Raw genomic sequence first — 18,350 nt, forward strand, 5'->3', positions numbered from 1 at the left:
CAAACCTACAAGGTTTGCCCAAACCTGTTTGGTTTTACGTAAGGAAAGGACATGAGTTCGTTAGAGTTGAGTGGGGTGAACAAGCAGTATGGGCAGGTAACGGCCGTTACCGATTTCAACCTCAGTGTGGAGAGCGGTGAGTTTATCTCCTTCCTGGGGCCAAGCGGCTGTGGCAAAACCACCACCTTGCGCATGATCGCCGGTTTTGAAACGACCACATCGGGAAAAATCCGGGTGAACGGCGCGGACATCACCCACAAACGGCCGAATCAACGCCAGATCGGCATGGTCTTCCAATCTTACGCCCTGTTCCCCAACATGACGGTAGCCGGAAACATCGGCTTTGGCCTGAAAGTGGCCGGGCAGCCCCGCGCCGACATTCAGACGCGGGTGGCCGAGATGCTGGCCCTGGTCAAACTGGAGCAGTTTGGTGACCGGTATCCGTATCAACTTTCCGGGGGGCAGCAGCAGCGGGTGGCTCTGGCCCGCGCCCTGGCAATTCGGCCGCAGCTGCTGCTGCTGGACGAACCCCTTTCCGCGCTGGACGCCAAAATTCGCCTGTCGCTGCGCACGGAAATCCGGGCCATCCAGCGGCAGTTGGGCATCACCACCATCTATGTAACCCATGATCAGGAAGAGGCGTTGTCGCTGTCTGACCGGGTGGTGGTGATGAATGAAAGTCGTATCGAGCAAGTGGGGACGCCCTTTGAGATTTACAATTTTCCGTCTACGTTGTTTGTGGCCTCGTTTGTGGGCACGCTGAACATTTTGCCGGGGGAAATTGTGCAGCCGGGCACTGACCTGGTGCGGGTGGATGGGCAGGAGATTCACGCGGCCCGGCCGGTGGAGCGGGAGATGGAGCATGACGGCCGTCTCTCCCTGGCCCTGCGCCCCGAAATGCTTTCCCTGAACGGTCATGCCCCAACCGAAAATCAACTCACTGGTCAGGTGGAAAACATCTCCTTCCTGGGGTCTATTGTGCGCATTCAGGTGCGGTTACAAGAAAATGCCCTTTTCCTCGACGAGTTTAACAATCCCCATCTCGCGCTGCCCAACATCGGCGATACGGTTGTTGTTGGTTTCCAGCGCGAGGCGTGCCTGGTTTTGCAGCCCTGATGTCCGCGCCACCAACTCGAACCTCTGACCCGTCCTCAGCAGCCCGATGACCCGCATCAAAGCCTGACGATTTCATCCATCTGCGCCAACCCGGCTTGAGTGTGGGTGATCAGCAGCAGGCTGCGGCCTTCTGCCAGCCGGAAAATTGTGTCCAGCACCGCCTGTTCGGTCACTGGGTCCAGGTTGGCGGTTGGTTCATCCAGCAGCAGGATGGGGGCGTCGCGCAAAATAGCGCGGGCGATGGCTAACCGCTGGCGCTCGCCACCACTCAACTGCATCCCCAACGCGCCGACATTGGTCTGGTAGCCCGCCGGCAACCGGCCGACAAACTCATGCAGCTGCGCCTGCTGCGCGGCGGCGATAATGGCTTCCGGGTTGGCTTCGGGGCGGGCGATGCGGATGTTGTCCCAAATGGAGGCGTTAAACAGGTAGGGCTGCTGCGGGATGACGGCGAAACAGGCGCGGATGTCGTCTGGCTTGTAGTCGTGCAGAGAACGGCCGTTCAGTACAATCTCGCCATCGTCATACTCCCAAAAGCGCAGGAGCAGGTTTACCAGGGTAGATTTGCCCGCCCCGCTGGGACCTACGACGGCCAGCCGCTTGCCCGGTGACAAATCAAAGCTGACGTCTTGGAGGGTGGGGTGGACGGCCGTCTCGTAACGAAAAGCGACATGACGCAGGCTGAGGTGGATCGGATCGATCGGCGGGTTTGCCGGTTTGTCGGGTGGCTGCACGGCGGGAGAGGCGTCGGCCAGGGCGAACAGGCGGCGGGCGGCGGCAAGGCTGGCTGGCAGCTGCTGGGCGGCCTGGGCTAATGGTGGCGTCACCTCGAAGCTGGCGACGGCGGCCATTGCTAATGCCGCCAGGTAAACGCCGTTGATCTGTCCGGTGGCAACCAGGGGCACGGCCAGCGCCACAATCAGGAGCATGCTGCCCTGGGTCAGCAGTTCCAACAGCCCCGTTTGCAGACCACTGACGGCCGCCAGCCGTTTTTCGGTTTGCGCCAGGGCTGTGCCCTGCCGGTGGATTTTGTCGGCCCAGGCATGGTCTTGCCCATAAGCCTGCAAATCGGCCATGCCTTGCAGCCCGTCTATGAGGCTGGTTTGCAGGTCGGCGTGGAGGGAAACGGCCGTTTCGTTGGCGGCGCGGCTGAGACGGTGACTAAGCCAGGGCACGCCTGCCCCGGCCAGGAGCAATCCGATCAGCAGCGCCAGTGCCAGCATTGGATCGAAGGCGGCCATGAAGAGCATCATTGCCGCTGTAACCACGACGGCAACCAGCGGCGGCCCGGCGACGCGCACGTAAAAATCTTGCAGCGTTTCTACGTCGGCGACGATGCGGCTGAGCAAATCGCCGCTGCGATAGGACTGGAGACGGGCAGGGGCCAGCGGTTCGATGGCCTGGTAGAACCAGACGCGAATCTGCGCCAGCACGCGGAAGGTGGTATTGTGGGCCACCAGCCGTTCCAGGTAGCGCAGCACGCCGCGACTAAGGCCAAAAAAGCGCACGCCGACTATCGCCACGCTTAAATCGGCGATGGACGGCCGTAAGGCCGCCGCGCTGATCAGGTATGCCGAAGTCGCCAGCAGGGCCACGCTGCTGCCCACCGTCAGCGCCCCTAGCAGCACCGCCAGGGCCACCCATCGGGCATGGGGTGTGAGGAAACGGAGGAGGCGGGAGAGGGGAATGGGGGAGAGGGGGAGAACGGGCGACAAGGAGGCGGGGCGAGGCGGGGAAGATTCCGCGTTCTGTGTTCTCGGTTCCGTGTTCCCCGTTCCGTGTTCTGCATTTTCTGTTTGCATGGCGGCGTAACGGCCGTTGCGCTGCATCAGTTCGTCGTGGGAGCCGCTTTCGAGGATACGGCCGTTGTCTAGCACGATGATTTGGGCGGCGTGGCGGATGGTGGGTAGGCGGTGGGCGATGACCAGGGTAGTGCGCCCGTCCATGAGGCGGCGCATGGCGGTCTGGATGTCGGCCTCGGTGCGCGGGTCCAGATGGGCCGTAGGCTCGTCCAGGATGAGCAGCGGAGCGTCTTTGAGGAAGGCGCGGGCCAGAGCCAGCCGCTGCGCCTGCCCGCCGCTGAGACGCGCCCCACGTTCGCCGATGCGCGTTTCGTAGCCGTCAGGCAGGCTTTGCACGAAATCGTGCAGGTGGGCCTGCTGCGCGGCGGCTATCACCTCGTCGAGCGATGCGCTGGGGTGAGCCAGGCGAATGTTGTTGGCGATGGTATCGTCGAACAGGTAAGGCTGCTGTGGGACCCAGGCGATCTGTTGTCGGAGAACGGCCGTGTCCCACAATTCCAGTGGCTTGTCGTTTAGCATAATCTGCCCGGCGGATGGCGGCACAAAACCCAGCAGCAGCCCGGCGATGGTGGATTTACCGGCGCCGCTGGCTCCCACCAGGGCGGTGGTCTGGCCGGGCACGGCCGTAAAACTCACCTCTTGCAGCGCTGCCTGCCCGCGCCCGGCATACGTCACGCTGACGTTGTGAAAGGAGATTTGCACCACGGCGGCGCGGAGGGCACCGAGGCTCTTAAAATCTTCCCTTTCGTGTTCTCCGTGCCTCCGTGGTGAACCCTCTGCCAATAACGCAAATACGCGGGCGGCGGCGGCCAGGCCATCCATGCCGGCGTGGAAGCGCTGTCCCAATTGGCGCAGCGGCAGGTAAAACTCTGGGGCCAGGATGAGGATGAATAGGGCGGTCTCGAAGGGGAAACGGCCGTTCAGCAGCCGCAGCGCCAAAGAGACCGCCACAATCGCCACACTGAGGGTCGAGAACAGTTCTAATACCAGCGCCGACAGGAAAGCCACGCGCAGCACGCCCAACGTCGTCGCCCGAAAACGGTCGGTGATTGTGGCGATGTTGGCTGCCTGACGCTGACTCTGACCTAACTGTTTGAGCGTGGTCAGACCTTGCAGCACGTCCAAAAAGTGGGCGCTCATGCGGCTGAGCAGTCCCCACTGCCGCTGCGTCAACGTCTCGGCGTAACGGCCGATCAGCACCATGAACAGAGGCATTAGCGGCGCGGTCAGCAGCAGCACCAGCGCTGAGAGCCAATCGGCAGGCAGCGTGACCAGCAGAATGGAAAGCGGGACAAGGGCAGCGATGAACAGTTGCGGCAGGTATTGGCTGAAATAGGCGTCCAGGGCGTCCAGGGCGTGGGTGAGAACGGCCGTTAACTCCCCCGTCTGCTCCCCCTGCACATAGCCCGGTCCTAAAGCGCGCAGGTGGGTAAAAAGCCGGTCGCGTAGGTCGGTTTTGATATCGCTGGACAACCGGTTGGCCGCCCATTCGCGCCCCCAGGCCAGCGCCGCTCGCCCGATGACGGCCGTCAGCAGCAGCGCCATCGGACCGCGCACGTCGGCCAGAGCTGCGCCGCTTAAAAAGACGCGGGCCACCACCTGGCTCAACCCATAGGCTTGCAGAATGGTGGCCGCGCCGCCCAGAGCGCTGAGCAGGATGGTGAGGAAGAGGAGGAAACGGCCGTTTTCCGCCTCTTGCCACAAACGCCGATCAAACATGGTGATGGGAGCCGGAGATTGGGGACCAGGGACTGGGGCGGTTGCTCTCCAGCCCCTGGCCTAACTGCTGGCTAATATTCCAGCGCGCTTTGTTCGGTGATACGTTCGCGGAAAACCCAGAAGCTCCACGCCTGATAACCCACCACAATGGGCACAAAAATCAGGGCGATGATGGTCATGACGCGCAGGGTGTAGGGGGTGGACGAGGCGTTGTAGATGGTCAGGCTGTAAGCCGGGTCGGTGCTGGAGACCATCACGGCGGGGAACATAATCATGAAGGCGGTCATCACTATCAGGACAATGGTTAAGCCGGTCATGACAAACGCCCAGGCGTTTTGTTTCTTGCGAATGAAATAGCCGGCCGACAAGAGGGCTATCATTCCCGCAATAGGTTCGATGCCGGGGTTGACGCCCAGGCTGGCGACGATGCCGGTGGAGAGGTATGTGCCGATGATTGCCAGCGCCACCAACACAACGGCGACGGGCCAGACGCGCCAGGCGGTTTTTTGGCTGGCGGCTTGCAGTGGGCCGGCCGTTTTCAGCGACAGGAAGATTGCCCCGTGCAGCACGCAAATGCCTACCGCCATCAGCCCAATGACCAGGGCGTAAGGGTTGAGCAAATTGAAGAAGCCGCCGGTGTATGTCATGGTGGCGTCTATGGGTATGCCGCGTATCATGTTGGCGAAGGCGACGCCCAGCAGCAGCGGTGGGACCAGGCTGCCGACGAAGATGCTCCAATCCCACAGGGCGCGCCACCTGAGGTTGGCGTCTTTGCTGCGAAATTCAAAGGCCACGCCGCGCACAATCAGGGTGAGCAGCAGGAGGAAGAGGGCCAGGTAGAAGCCGCTGAATAGGGTGGCGTACCAATGGGGGAAAGCGGCGAAAGTTGCGCCACCGGCCGTCAGCAGCCAAACCTCGTTGCCATCCCAATGGGGGCCGATGGTGTTGATCATCATGCGGCGGGTTTTGTCGTTTTTGCCCAGGAAGGGGAGCAAGATGCCCACGCCAAAGTCGAAACCTTCTAGCAGGAAGAACCCGGCGTACAATACGCCGATGAGAATGAACCAGAGTACGTTTAAGTCCATGAGAGACCTCGTTTGTGTGCGTGTTCCGTTACGGCTTACGGCCGGCCGCTACTCGCCAATCAAGGCAACGGCCGTTTGCCCTGGCGCCATCTCGTCGGCCAGTTTTGGTTGGCCGGGTAAGCGTGCATACTTTGCCAGCAGGTAGATGGTGGCAGCCATCAGTGCGCCGTAGAGCAGGGTAAACCCGATTAGTGTCAGGGCGACCATGCCAGCCGACACGCTGATCGAGACGCCGCTTTCCAGTTTCATCAGGCCGTACACAATCCAGGGATAACGGCCAAACTCGGTCAGGAACCAACCGGTCGTGTTGGCAATGTAGGGCAGGGGGATGAGCCAGATGAAGGCGCGCAGGAATTTGGGCTTTTCCTCTAGCTGCTCACCCATGGTTAGCAGCAAAGCGTAACCAACCGCCAACAACATGACCACGCCCGCGCCGACCATGCTACGAAAACTCCAGTAGGTGATAAACACAGGTGGCGTGTAATCGCCGGGGCCATAACGCGCTTCAAACTCGGCCTGTAAATCGTTTAGGCCGCGTATTTCGCCTTGCACCTGGTCTAGCGCCAGCAGGCTGAGCAGATTGGGGACGCGGATGGAGAAAACCTCTTCCCCTTGCAAGTTGCCGATGGTCAGCACGGAGAGGCCGGCTGGGTCTTCGGTTTCCCACAGCGCTTCGGCGGCGGCTACTTTCATCGGCTGGCTGCCGACGAGGTGCTGCATCTGGCTGTGGCCGCTCATCACCACGCCCACTACGCCCAATAAGCCGACGACGGTGGCAATCTGGAAGGAGCGGCGAAAGAGGTCTTTGTTAGCCAAGGGGCGCAGCAGATGGTAGGCGCTGATGCCCAGGACAAAAAAAGCGGCCGTACTCAATCCGCTGGCGATGACGTGGGGGAATTGGGTCCAGATGTTGGGGTTGAAGACAACAGCGGAGAAACTGGTCATTTCGGCACGGCCGTTGTTCAACACATAACCAACCGGCTGCTGCATAAAGGAATTGGCAATGAGAATCCAAAGCGCCGACAGGTTGGAGGCGATGGCGACTAACCAGATGGTCGCCAGATGTACGCCTTTGGACAATTTGTCCCAGCCAAACAGCCACAGGCCCAGGAAAGTGGACTCCAGGAAAAAAGCCATCAGCGCTTCAATTGCCAGCGGCGCGCCAAAAATGTCGCCAACAAAGCGGGAATACTCTGACCAGTTCATGCCAAACTGAAATTCTTGCACAATGCCGGTGACAACGCCCATGGCAAAGTTGATGACAAAGAGCTTGCCCCAAAACTTGGTCATCTGTTTGTAGACATCGCGGTTGGTGCGCACGTACAACGTTTGCATCAGGGCGACGATGATGGACAGCCCCAACGTAAGCGGCACGAAAAAGAAATGGTATACGGTGGTGATGGCAAACTGCATTCTAGCCAGGGTGATTACATCCATATGAATGCCTCCAGGGACATATGAACCACAAAAGAAAGACTTGGTACGTAATCGGTAATCGGTGATCCGTAGTCCGTGGGCCACGGCTGCGGGTAACTGCTAACGGAAAACGGTTCACGGAAAACGGATTACGGAAAACGGATTATGGTTTACGGCTCCTCGAAACAGAGACACGGCCGTCTCTCTGCTGCCTCGCGGCGACCAATTGAGACATTATATTATTAGGCGGCCTTTGAAAAGAGTAGTGAGGTATGTCACCGGAAAATAGGTAACATGTCACGTCTGCATTGTCAGGATGTGGTAGGTGGATGATAATTCTTTCAGGAGGTTCTTATGACTGTGCAAACTGACGTGCTTCAATTTCCCACCAAAGGACATGGCGATATATTGGACATTACCAACGAAGTGGTGATGTCTGTGCAGCAAACCAAGCTGCGGCAGGGCGTGGTGACTATTTTTTCACCCTCGGCTACCAGCAGCGTAACAACGATTGAATATGAGCCAGGCTGTTTGCTCGATTTGCGTCGCTTGTTTGATGAGATTGTAGACCCGGAACGGGAGTACGCGCATAATGCGCGTTGGGGGGATGGCAATGGGCACAGCCATGTGCGGGCGGCCTTGTTAGGACCGTCGTTGAGTGTGCCGTTTGTAGACGGCCGTCTTACCCTGGGTACCTGGCAGCAAATTATCTTTATAGATTTCGACAACCGCCCCCGCCGCCGCGAACTGGTCTTGCAAGTTATGGGCGAATAAAGTTATGCGTCATACGTCACATCTTTGGCCGTATGACGCATAACTCTTTACTGCTCCGATAGCTGCATCAACTGATCCAGCGTTTGCCGCAGCGCTTCTAGCTCTTGTCCATAAGCTGCCCAATCACCATTGCGCTGCGCCTCTTCGGCCGCGGCAAAGTGGCGGTCGGCGGCGCTAATCAATTCCTCTATCGTGCCGTCTAGTTGAATCTGGCCCGGTTCTGTGCTTTCTTCAACCGGCACGGCCACGATTTCCCCGCTCTCATCCACCACCACTTCGCCCGGCGCAGCACGCAGCAGCGCGGCCAATGCCTGCTCAATGGTCGGCTCCATAGTAATGCGCGTGTCTGAAGCCACGATGACGCGCCTGAGTTCGGGCAAGGCGCTGTTGTCCGACAGCAGGTACACAGGCTCGACGTATAGGAAGCTGTTGTTGATGGGGATCACAATCAGGTTGCCGCGAATCACCCGCGACCCGCGTTGGTCCCACAGCGAAAACTGCTGCGAAATTTGCGGGTCCTGGTCAATTCGGGCTTCGATTTGCAGCGGGCCAAATACCAGTTCTTGTTTGGGCAGTTCGTATACCCGCACCTGGCCGTAATTTGGATAGTCGTTGCGGGCGGCCATCCAGGCGATCATGTTGGATTTGCCTACCGGGGTGACGGGTTGAATCAGCAGATATTCGGCTTCCGACGTGCCCGGCAAGGGCATGTTGACATAATACGGCTCCATCGGCTGCTGTTTGCCATCGAAAATTTCGTTGGGCACTTCCCACAAATCTTCCTGGTTATAAAAAACCCGCACATCGGTCATGTGGTATTTCAGATATTGTTGGGTTTGGATGCGGAACAACGTTTCGGGATACCGGACGTGAGCCAGCAGGTCGGTGGGCATGGCTTCCAACGGTTGAAACAGGTTGGGGAAGGCGGCGGCATAGGATTGAATGATCGGGTCGGCCGGATCGGCGATATAAAACGTCACCGTGCCGTTATAAGCGTCTATGGTGATTTTGACGGCGTTGCGGATGTAGTTTTGCCCCTGGGCGGTGGGTGTGGCGTAGGGGAATTTGTCGCTGAGGGTGTAGGCGTCAAAAATCCAAAAGAGACGGCCGTTATCATCCAGCACAATGTACGGGTCCCGGTCCAACGACAGGAACGGCGCAATCTTGGTAACGCGCTCGCGGATTTGGCGATAGAGCATCACCCGCGAATTGACGTCTATTTCGTCGCTCAGAATGACATTGGTGTCGGTCAGCCGGGCGGCAAACGCCAGCCGCTTGACGAAAGAGTTCAGCGGCACGCCGCCGTCGCCAGTGTAGATGGTTTCTACGTTTTCATTGCCGCTGGGAAAGCTAAAGCTGGGGCGGGTGCTGTTGACGTACACCACATCGCTCATTAACTCGCCATAATATACTTCGGGCCGCGTGACCACCAGTTCTTCGGCTACGCTGGCCGGGGGGATGTCTTGAATGAAAAAGCGCGGCTGCCCTTCAGTGGTGGTCTCGTTTACCGGGTTCATCACCAGGCCGAAGCCGTGGGTGAACTCCAGGTTGCGGTTTACCCAGGTGGGGTTGTTGAGGTTGGCTTTGTTCAGTTCGCGCACTGCCAGCATTACCTGACGGGTTTCGCCGTTCACCTGGTAGCGGTCAATATCGGGTTCGCCAAACTGGTAATACGGCCGTAACGCCTGTAATTGTTCGTAAGCGGTGCCCAGCAGACGGTAGTCCCAAATGCGGATATTGTCTAAAATGGCGGCCGTTTTCTCCTCGCGCAATATCTCTTCGTCCAGAATAGCCACTGTATCGAACGGCTGCGTCTGTACGCTGTCCAGGCCATAGGCCATGCGGGTGAAATTGATGTTGTAGGCCAGGTACGGCCGTTCTCGTTCTAACTCGTTTGGCTCGACCGCATAGCGCTGCAACAGGCCGGGATACAGGCCGCCTAATATGACCGTCGCCGCCAGCCACAAGCCAGCCGCCGCCAGCAGCGGCCGTGTCTGAAAGCGAACCACATTCAACAGCGCCGCCACAGCCGCCAACGCCATGAACAACAGCTGCGCCCGCAGCGCCCATAGGTTGGCATTGATGTCCGTATACGTCGCCCCAAACACAGCGCCGCCCGGCGAGTAAAGCAGTTGGTAAATGTTCAGCCAATGACCGGCGGCCCAGACGGCCAACAACAGAGCCACCAGGATAGCCACATGTTGGCGCACCGCCGGAATATTCTGCGGCCGCCAGCGTCCTTGCTGAATATCGGGCAGGCTGTTACCGGCGTACAAGGCGGCTGTGCCCAGCAGTGTCATAAACAGCAGCGAGCCAAACCAGCCCTGAAACAGCTGGTAAATGGGCAGTACAAACAGGTAGAAGCTGATGTCCCGGTTAAAAATTGGATCGCTGGCGCCATAAGGCACGCGGTTGAGGAACAACAGGAACATTTCCCACTGCGCCGACAGGCTGGAGGCGAAGCCAAAAGCTAAAAACAGGGCGAAGCCGGCAATAACCCAGCGCGCGCCGGGGATTTTCAGAAGCTGCGGCTGCAAGGGGGATGTGCTGCGGATGGCTCGTTGGCGTGCCAGATGCCAGTTGCCCCACAATATGAGTACGGCCGTTACCATGCCAATAACAAACAAGGCCACGCGCCAACCAAACTGCGTCAGCCAGACGGAGGTGTACCCCGTTTCGCCAAACCACAGCCAATCCGTATACGTGCGCACTATCCAATTGAAACTGATAATCAAAAGGAAGATGATCCCCAGAATCCAGAGCGTGCGATTCGGGCGCAGCGGTTCGCTGGGGCGTTCAGGTCGAGGTGGAAATGGCGGCCGGCCGCCCTCATCTTCTTCATTGCCATAATCCCAGCCCGCGTCGCGCATGGCTCGGCGGAATACTTCGGGGATGTCATTTGGGTCACGACTCATCTGTTTTCTCCAGAATTGGTTCAAGACTAATGGTATCTAATGCCATTATCCCACAAATTGACCTTTCGGGCTTATCCGTCCCGTCCGGCTTCATATCCCCTTAAGCGTATGGGGCAGTGGCAACGGCCGTGCGCGCCGTATCATGCGCGCCGTATCATGCGCGTTGTATCATGCGCGCTGTATCATGCGCGTTGTATCATGCGCGCTGTATCATGCGCGATGACTGGTTGTAGAATTGGTTGTTGTTGGTACTATTGCCAAATTACCAAATGCCTGCATCACTTTTGCGGAGGACAGTTCATGATCGAATATCGGCCAGAAGATGACTTATCTCCTTTGCCAGATGGCTCCGTGGGCGAAGTGGCCCGGCTGGCGCTGAAATTGGGCTTTACCGCCTTTGGCGGCCCGGCGGCGCACATCGCCATGCTGCACGACGAGGTGGTGACGCGGCGGCGGTGGCTGGACGAACAGCGCTTTCTGGATTTGTTGGGGGCGACCAATCTCATTCCCGGCCCCAACTCCACCGAAATGGTGATCCACGTCGGCCATATTCGCGCCGGATATGCCGGGCTGATAGCTGCCGGCGTCGGATTTATCGCTCCGGCGTTTGCCATTGTGCTGGCGCTGGCCTGGCTGTATGTGAGGTACGGGACCACGCCAACCGCCGAATGGCTGTTGTATGGCATCAAGCCGGTCATCATTGCCATTGTGCTTCAGGCACTGTGGAGTTTAGGGCGCAAGGCGGTGAAGGGGCCATTTTTAGGCGCGGTCGGTGTGGCTGTTTTTGTCTTGTATTTGTTGGGCCTGAATGAACTGCTGCTGCTGTTTGGCGCGGGGGTTTTGGTGACGGCCGTTCAGTACGGCCGTCGCCTGGCGGCGCGGGGTTCTCTGCCGATGATGGCTCCAATGCTCTGGTTAGGGACTGCTGCGACGGTTGTGTTGGCCCAAAACGCGCCGGTGAGTCTGGGGCGTTTGTTTCTTGTCTTTCTCAAAGTTGGCGGGCTGCTCTATGGCAGCGGTTACGTGCTGCTGGCCTTCTTGCGCAACGATTTGGTGGTTAACCTGGGTTGGCTGACCGACCAACAGCTTTTAGACGCCATCGCCATCGGCCAATTTACGCCGGGACCAGTGTTCACCACAGCCACCTTTGTCGGCTATGTGGTGGCCGGTTTTCCCGGCGCGGTGGTGGCGACAGTGGGGATTTTCCTGCCATCGTTCTTGTTTGTCGCCCTGCTAAACCCTCTCATCCCCCGAATGCGCCGCTCTGATCTGTTGGCGGCGCTGTTGGATGGCGTGAATGTGGCCGCCCTGGGCTTGATGGCCGCTGTCACCTGGCAGTTAGGGCGCACGGCCGTTGTGGATTGGTTTACCGCGCTGCTGGCGCTGCTGGCCGCCATTCTACTGCTGCGTTTTAAGCTCAATTCTGTCTGGTTGGTCTTAGGCGGCGGCCTGGCGGCGCTGGCTTATCGTTTTCTTTTGCTAATGCCACACTTATCATTTTGTGGTATAGTCCTTTACGTGTTGTACCAAAACGTGCCTTCCGCAAACGCAAGTTGATTCCACCCAACGATAGTTCCGCAAAGGTATTTAACTTTTGATTAACCAGGCCCCAGGTCCATTTGTTTTGCCTGTTTGCCTGGGCTGCACATTGAAAAACGGCCGTGCCCTGACGGGGCACGCTAAAACGAAACATAAAAAATCATAAACGATAAAGGAAAACTTAGAAGTACATTTACTATGACGAAAAATTTGAAGATCATTCCCCTGGGCGGCCTGGGAGAAATTGGCAAAAACATGACATTGTTGGAATACGGCCGTAACCAAATCATCATTGACTGCGGAGTCATGTTCCCCGAAAGCGACATGTATGGCATTGACCTGGTCTTGCCCCAATTCGACTACGTGGTTCAAAACCAGGACATTCTACGCGGCATCGTGCTGACGCACGGACACATGGACCACATTGGCGGCTTACCTTACCTGCTTCAGCGCATCAAAACGACAATTTATGGTACTGCCTTAACCATCGGCATGGTGGAACGCCAGTTAGAAGAAGCCGGGGTGCGCCAACGCGCTACCCTGGAAGTAATAGACGATAAACAAACCCTACACCTGGGGCCGTTTCGCGTCAGCCCCTTTGCCGTCGCCCATTCCATTCCGGCGGCCGTCGGGTTGGTAATAGATACGCCCGTCGGCGCGGTGGTGCATACCGGCGACTATAAGCTGGACGAGACGCCTACCGGCGGCCGGACTACCGACTTTAAGCGGCTGCGGAAATTAACCCCCAATGGCGTAGTGGCCATGATGGGCGACAGCACCAATGCTGACCGCCCCGGTCGTACCCCCACTGAACAATTGGTGGCCGATACCCTGGACACGCTGTTTGCCCAGGCGACCGGCTCGCGCATTATCATCGCTACCTTTTCTTCGCTGCTGGCGCGTTTGCAAGAAGTGATTCGGCTGGCGGAAAAATACGGCCGTAAAGTCGCCCTCACCGGCCGCAGTTTGCAGCAAAATGTGGAACTGGCCCGCGATTTGGGCTACATGAAAGTGCCGAAAAACCTGCTGGTGGATGTGGCCGACAACGTGCCGGATGGCAAACTGGTCATCCTATCCACCGGTTCGCAGGGCGAACCCCGCTCCGCGCTCAACCGCATGGCTAAGGGCGAACATCGCCAGATTCAGGTTCATGAGGGCGATACCATTATTGTCTCTGGCGGCACAATCCCCGGCAACGAGGAAGACGTGGGACGCATGTTGAACAATCTGTTCGCTCGCGGCGCCAATGTCATCTATGGTTCGCTGGCGACGGTCCATGTTTCCGGGCACGGCAGCCGCGAAGACATGCGCATCATGTTGGAAGCCGTCAAACCGCGCTTTCTAATTCCTGTGCATGGTGAAGGTCGCCATTTGCATCTGCACGCTCGTCTGGCGCAGGACAATGGCATGCAGGCAGAGGATGTTTTTATTCTGCACAATGGGGCCACCTGGGTGACAGATGGCGACAAAGCGTGGCAAGAAAGCTCCATCCCTCGGCCAAAGATGTGTACGTGGATGGCTCGCTGGTGGGCGAAATTGGCGAGTTGGTGATGCGCGACCGTGAACGGCTGGCACAAGATGGCTTTGTGGTGGTCTACGTGCCGGTGGATAAAAAGCAAAAGCTGGTTGGCGAGCCGACTATTATCAGCCGTGGATTCTTGCACATGGACAGCTCTATGGCGTTGATGGAATCGGCGCGGCAGGAGTTGAAGCGAGAGTTGAAGCGCAACGGCCGTAACCACGACGACACCGTGCGCGAGACGCTGCAAAACTTCTTCTACCACAAGACGCAATCGCGCCCGGTCATTCTGTCCAACATCGTGCGCGTCCAATAAGCTGCTGACGCACAAACCGCCGAGGTCTACTAGACCTCGGCGGTTTTTTTGATTCGGTAGTTCGTAATCCGTAATCCGTAAAACGGAACTCGAAACTCGGCCGCTATAGTTTCTCGTCTGCCCGCAAGGCGCGAGCCAACGAGAGGGATAGATCGTTCATGTCCAGAGGTTTTGTCAGCCAGTCGGCGATTCCTTCGTTTTGCAGCGTTTGTCGTTCGGTTTCCAACGGATGGCCGCTGAGGATGATCACCGGCAGATTCAACTCCCGTTGGCGCAGCGCTTGCAGCAGTTCCTTGCCTCCCATCTCTGGCATGATCAGGTCGCTCAGCACCAGAGCCACGCTTTGTTGTTCCAGAATTGCCAACGCCTCACGGCCGTTGGCTGCGGCCAATGTCTCATAATTCAGCAAATTCAACACACTGGTCAGCGCTTCACGCAAGTCCGGGTTGTCTTCCACCACTAAGATAGTCTCGCCCTGGCCCTGGAGCGGTTTTGTTGTGGGAACGGCCGTTTCTTTCTGCGCCGCCACTGCCAGCCCTGGCAGGTAAATGATGAAGGTTGTGCCCTGGCCTTCTTCCGTCCGCACATCAATATGCCCCTGATGCTGCTTGACAATGCCATACACCTGGGCCAGCCCCAGCCCACTGCCCAGCCCTGGCTCTTTGGTGGTGAAAAATGGTTCAAAAATACGCGGCAAAATGGTTGGGGCAATGCCTGTGCCTGTGTCGCTGACGATAATTTGCACCCAGTTATCGCCTACGCCCGGCATCCCAGCCATGGACGCGGCGTCCTGGTCACTCAACCGCACCTGCGCCAGACTGACGCGCAAATCGCCACCCTGAGGCATGGCGTCGCGGGCATTCAGCACCAGATTAGTGAACATCTGTTGGATGCGCGTCGCATCGGCATGGATGACACAATCGGCGGCCCCGGCATCGAAATGAATCTTGATAGATTCCGGTATGGTGCGCCGCCACAATTCAACCTGCTCCTGCAAGAACAATGTCAGGCTTAGCGAATCGGGCTGTAGAATGGCGCGGCGGCCGAAATCCAGGATTTGCTGCACCAGGTGGGCGGCGCGTTTGGCCTGGTAGCTAATGGTCTCTAAGCGTTGGTGCAGTTGGGGAGACAGATCAGGGGTGTCCAGGCTCATTTCCACAAAGAGGGCGATAACCGCCAGGATGTTGTTGAAGTCGTGGGCAATTCCCGCCGCCAGTTGGCCCACGGCCGCCAGCCGCTCCTGCTGAATAAGCTGCGCCTGTGTCTGGCGCAGTTCGTCCAGTACGTTTTCCAGACGGCCGTAACTTCTTTGCAGCGCCTCTTCGGCCTGCTTGCGCTCGTTCAGCTCGTTTTGTACCTGGGCATACAGCAGGGCGTTGGTCTGGGCTGAATTGATATGCAGTGTCAACGCCTCCACAAACTGCAAATGATTTTCCGTGTAGGCGTTCAGCCGGTAGCTTGTCACCTGGACGACCCCGATTACCTGTTCGCCAATTTTAATGGGAACAATGAGCGCCGAACGGGCTGCTTCCTCTTCCGGGTCGGCTTCGACCAAGACCTCATTGGTGTCGTCGTTTATGTAATAAATAGCCTGAGTGTTCTTTAACAGCGCCTGATAATCATTGACCACCATCGCCCGCCCCGTGCGAATCACCCGGCTCTGCGTGCCCTGGTCTTCCGCTTCCAATGGAATGGGGGGATATTGGCTGACATCCTTGCGTATTCCCTGCTCCAGCCAATGGGCGCGGCAGGTAATCAGCCCGGTTTGCGGGTCGAAGGCGGAGATAAGCAGACTATCGCAGGGGACAACGGCCGTTAAAAAGTCAAAAATCGTGCGGTAAATTTCATCCAGGTCCAGGGTGCGGTTGAGCCGCTGGCTGGCGCTGTAGAGAAACTGCATCTGTTCGCGCTGCTGCTGGGCTGTCTCTTCAGCTTGTTTACGCCGGGTGATGTCGCGGAAATTGAAGAGGATGGCCTCGATACCCGGTTCGGCGAGCAGGTTCGTAATGGTGCTTTCCAGCCAGCGCCAATCCCCCTCTTTGTGGTGGAAGCGGTACTCTGTGGTAATCACTTTGCCCGGATGATGGATTAAATCGGCAAGCAAGGGGAAGAGAGACGGTAAGTCCTCAGGATGCGTCAGGGCGGCCATATTGGTGTTTTGCACATCGTCGGCCGTATACCCCAGAATGCGCAGCGCCGCCGGGCTGGCATAGGTCAGTTGTCCATCGGCGCTGATTAAATTGATGCCATCGGGCGCGTTTTCGATCAGCGCCCGGAACCGTTTTTCACTTTGTTCCAGGGCCATCTCGCTGCGTTTTTGCGCCGTGATGTCGTGCAGTGTACCGAATAGTTTGATGGACCCGTCGGTGGGATTGGTTTCCAGGTAGCCAACGCTGTGAACAGTGCGAATCTCGCCGCTGGAATGATAGATACGGTAGATCAGATCATACGGCTGTTGGGTGTGGACACATGCCGCAAACGTCGCAAACAGCCCATCAACATCCTCTGGGTGGATAAGCGACGGGTATTCGGTGATGGGGGGCGGGTCGCCGGCCGGGTCCAGACCAAAGATGCGGAAGATTTCTTCAGACCAGAAGGTTTTGCCGCTGATAAGGTCCATCTCCCCATAGCCAACATGGGCAACGGCTTCGGCCTCCTTCAACCGCTTTTCGCTGCGCTGAATGGCCCACTCTGCCAGCTTGTGCTCGGTGATGTCTTTGGTGAAGCCAGCCAGGTAACGCGGCTGCCCATCGCGGTATATGGGGAATTTGACCGTCGAATAATAGCGTCCATTTAGCTCTTCTTCGACTTCTATCTGTTTCCCTCCGTGCAGCACACGCAGGTCGTCGGCCACCATGCTTTTTGCCAGAGCAGATGGAAAAAGCTCGTCCATGGTTTTCCCCAACAACTCGGAGATGGGTTTGCCAAGCAGGTGTTCGTAATTTTGGCTCAACTTGACAGCTCTGATCTCCTGGTCTTTAAAAAAGACGTAGATAGGGCTGTGCTGCAGGAATTCGCCAAATAGATCTTCGCTTTCGCGCTGCGCCTGCTCCGCCTGCCGGTGCGTTGTGATGTCGCTGATGACGACGCGACATATCAGCGCACCGTCGGCGCTTTGTGCTTGCACGCCTTCCAGCCGTGCCCAAAAGAAATCGCTGTTGGCCCGCGCCAGCCGCAGTTCGCAGACCTGGGGCGTGGCCGTGGTAAAAAACTGGCGGCTGTGCTGGAAGTAGATGTGCTGGTCGGCGGGTAGGATGAGTTGGCTAAACGGCCGTTGCTCTAAACTTTCGCGCGCCACCCCCAACAAATTGGCGAAGGTGAGATTGACCTCCAAAATCACCCCCTGTTCGCTCAGGCTGACATACCCAATTGGGGCCAGATCATACAGTTCGGCGTAACGCGCCCGCGACTGATCCAGTTCCATCTGCGTCCGGCGCAGCTCTTCGTTTTGCAACTGCAATTCCATCTGGTTGGTTTGCAGCTCGTGCAGAAGCTGGTAAAGCGTTTCGGGCGACAGAGCCGCCGGGTCTGTGGGTATTTGGGGGAGTGCAACTGCGGCTGCTGCTTCCGCTTGTCGGCGCATAGCGTCATCTGGGTTGGCTAATTCTTCAATCATGACATTGCTCTTTAACCGGTATCAGGAGGGCCGGTATATTACAGAAGCTTTGGCATCTGTAGAATAAGGCTCAAAAGCCGGGTTTACCCGGCGTTGTTTCATACCCGGATGTTTACGTCCGGGTGGAGCGGCGATTACCGGGTTATTTTTTAAAGCATAATAGGCGGCAATTTCGTCCAATATACCACCTATCACACGGCCGTTCCATATGCCAACCCTCCTACTACAACCCGCCTGCTCTGTCGAAAACAGCAATCAATGTTACAATCTTAGGCATGGTTCATTTCAGTTGATTTGTGCTTTACAAATTTAGCAAAAAAGCGTGTCATGCTGAGAGCCTGTGCTGAGCGAAGCCGAAGCATCCTCCGAAGCATCCCGTTCCTCTGGCGTTAGCGGGATGCTTCCCCGTTCGACGTTGCTCAGGGCCGAAGACTCCGCTCAGACCTTGTCCTGAGCAACGCCGAAGGAATGACAATGCCGCGTAAATTTGTAAAGAAGATGTTTCGCCCGATGAACCATGCCCAATCTTACCG

Annotated in this window: 10 protein-coding genes; 5 read left to right on the top strand and 5 right to left on the bottom strand. The window is 57.6% G+C overall.

All coding sequences use genetic code 11. The features are described from left to right. Positions 1-51 precede the first annotated feature (51 nt). Positions 52-1,116: an ABC transporter ATP-binding protein gene (locus IPM39_08385; protein ID MBK8986085.1), complete on the top strand. Its 1,065-nt coding sequence runs from the start codon at positions 52-54 to the stop codon at positions 1,114-1,116. Between the two features lie 56 nt (positions 1,117-1,172). Here IPM39_08385 and cydD read toward each other — a convergent pair whose 3' ends face one another. The 3 genes from cydD to IPM39_08400 form a co-directional block, all read right to left on the bottom strand. Beyond that, entirely contained in the window at positions 1,173-4,637 is a 3,465-nt protein-coding gene (gene cydD / locus IPM39_08390) for a thiol reductant ABC exporter subunit CydD (GenBank protein MBK8986086.1), read from the bottom strand. 71 nt (positions 4,638-4,708) lie between these two features. Beyond that, the gene (gene cydB, locus IPM39_08395; GenBank protein ID MBK8986087.1) at positions 4,709-5,722 is read right to left on the bottom strand and encodes a cytochrome d ubiquinol oxidase subunit II; all 1,014 of its coding nucleotides are present in this window, start codon (positions 5,720-5,722) and stop codon (positions 4,709-4,711) included. Between the two features lie 48 nt (positions 5,723-5,770). Continuing rightward, positions 5,771-7,159: a cytochrome ubiquinol oxidase subunit I gene (locus IPM39_08400; GenBank protein ID MBK8986088.1), complete on the bottom strand. Its 1,389-nt coding sequence runs from the start codon at positions 7,157-7,159 to the stop codon at positions 5,771-5,773. A 333-nt stretch (positions 7,160-7,492) separates the two neighbouring features. Between IPM39_08400 and IPM39_08405 the strand changes: the two genes are divergently transcribed. After that, on the top strand, positions 7,493-7,912 hold the full coding sequence (locus IPM39_08405) for a YjbQ family protein (protein MBK8986089.1): 420 nt from the start codon (positions 7,493-7,495) through the stop codon (positions 7,910-7,912). A 47-nt stretch (positions 7,913-7,959) separates the two neighbouring features. Here the strand turns inward: IPM39_08405 and IPM39_08410 are convergent, their stop codons facing one another. After that, entirely contained in the window at positions 7,960-10,827 is a 2,868-nt protein-coding gene (locus IPM39_08410) for a UPF0182 family protein (protein MBK8986090.1), read from the bottom strand. A 300-nt stretch (positions 10,828-11,127) separates the two neighbouring features. Here IPM39_08410 and chrA point away from each other — a divergent pair, with 300 nt between their 5' ends. The 3 genes from chrA to IPM39_08425 all read left to right on the top strand — a co-directional run bounded on the left by chrA (position 11,128) and on the right by IPM39_08425 (position 14,201). Continuing rightward, on the top strand, positions 11,128-12,384 hold the full coding sequence (gene chrA, locus IPM39_08415) for a chromate efflux transporter (GenBank protein ID MBK8986091.1): 1,257 nt from the start codon (positions 11,128-11,130) through the stop codon (positions 12,382-12,384). A 180-nt stretch (positions 12,385-12,564) separates the two neighbouring features. Further along, positions 12,565-13,917, top strand: coding sequence for a ribonuclease J (locus IPM39_08420; GenBank protein ID MBK8986092.1), 1,353 nt, complete (start codon positions 12,565-12,567; stop codon positions 13,915-13,917). Beyond that, the gene (locus IPM39_08425; protein MBK8986093.1) at positions 13,839-14,201 is read left to right on the top strand and encodes a hypothetical protein; all 363 of its coding nucleotides are present in this window, start codon (positions 13,839-13,841) and stop codon (positions 14,199-14,201) included. Before IPM39_08420 ends, IPM39_08425 begins: the two co-directional genes overlap by 79 nt. A 103-nt stretch (positions 14,202-14,304) precedes the next feature. Here the strand turns inward: IPM39_08425 and IPM39_08430 are convergent, their stop codons facing one another. Next, on the bottom strand, positions 14,305-17,817 hold the full coding sequence (locus IPM39_08430; GenBank protein ID MBK8986094.1) for a PAS domain S-box protein: 3,513 nt from the start codon (positions 17,815-17,817) through the stop codon (positions 14,305-14,307). Positions 17,818-18,350 lie beyond the last annotated feature (533 nt).

Source organism: Candidatus Leptovillus gracilis (assembly GCA_016716065.1).
Taxonomy (GTDB): Bacteria; Chloroflexota; Anaerolineae; order Promineifilales; family Promineifilaceae; genus Leptovillus; species Leptovillus gracilis.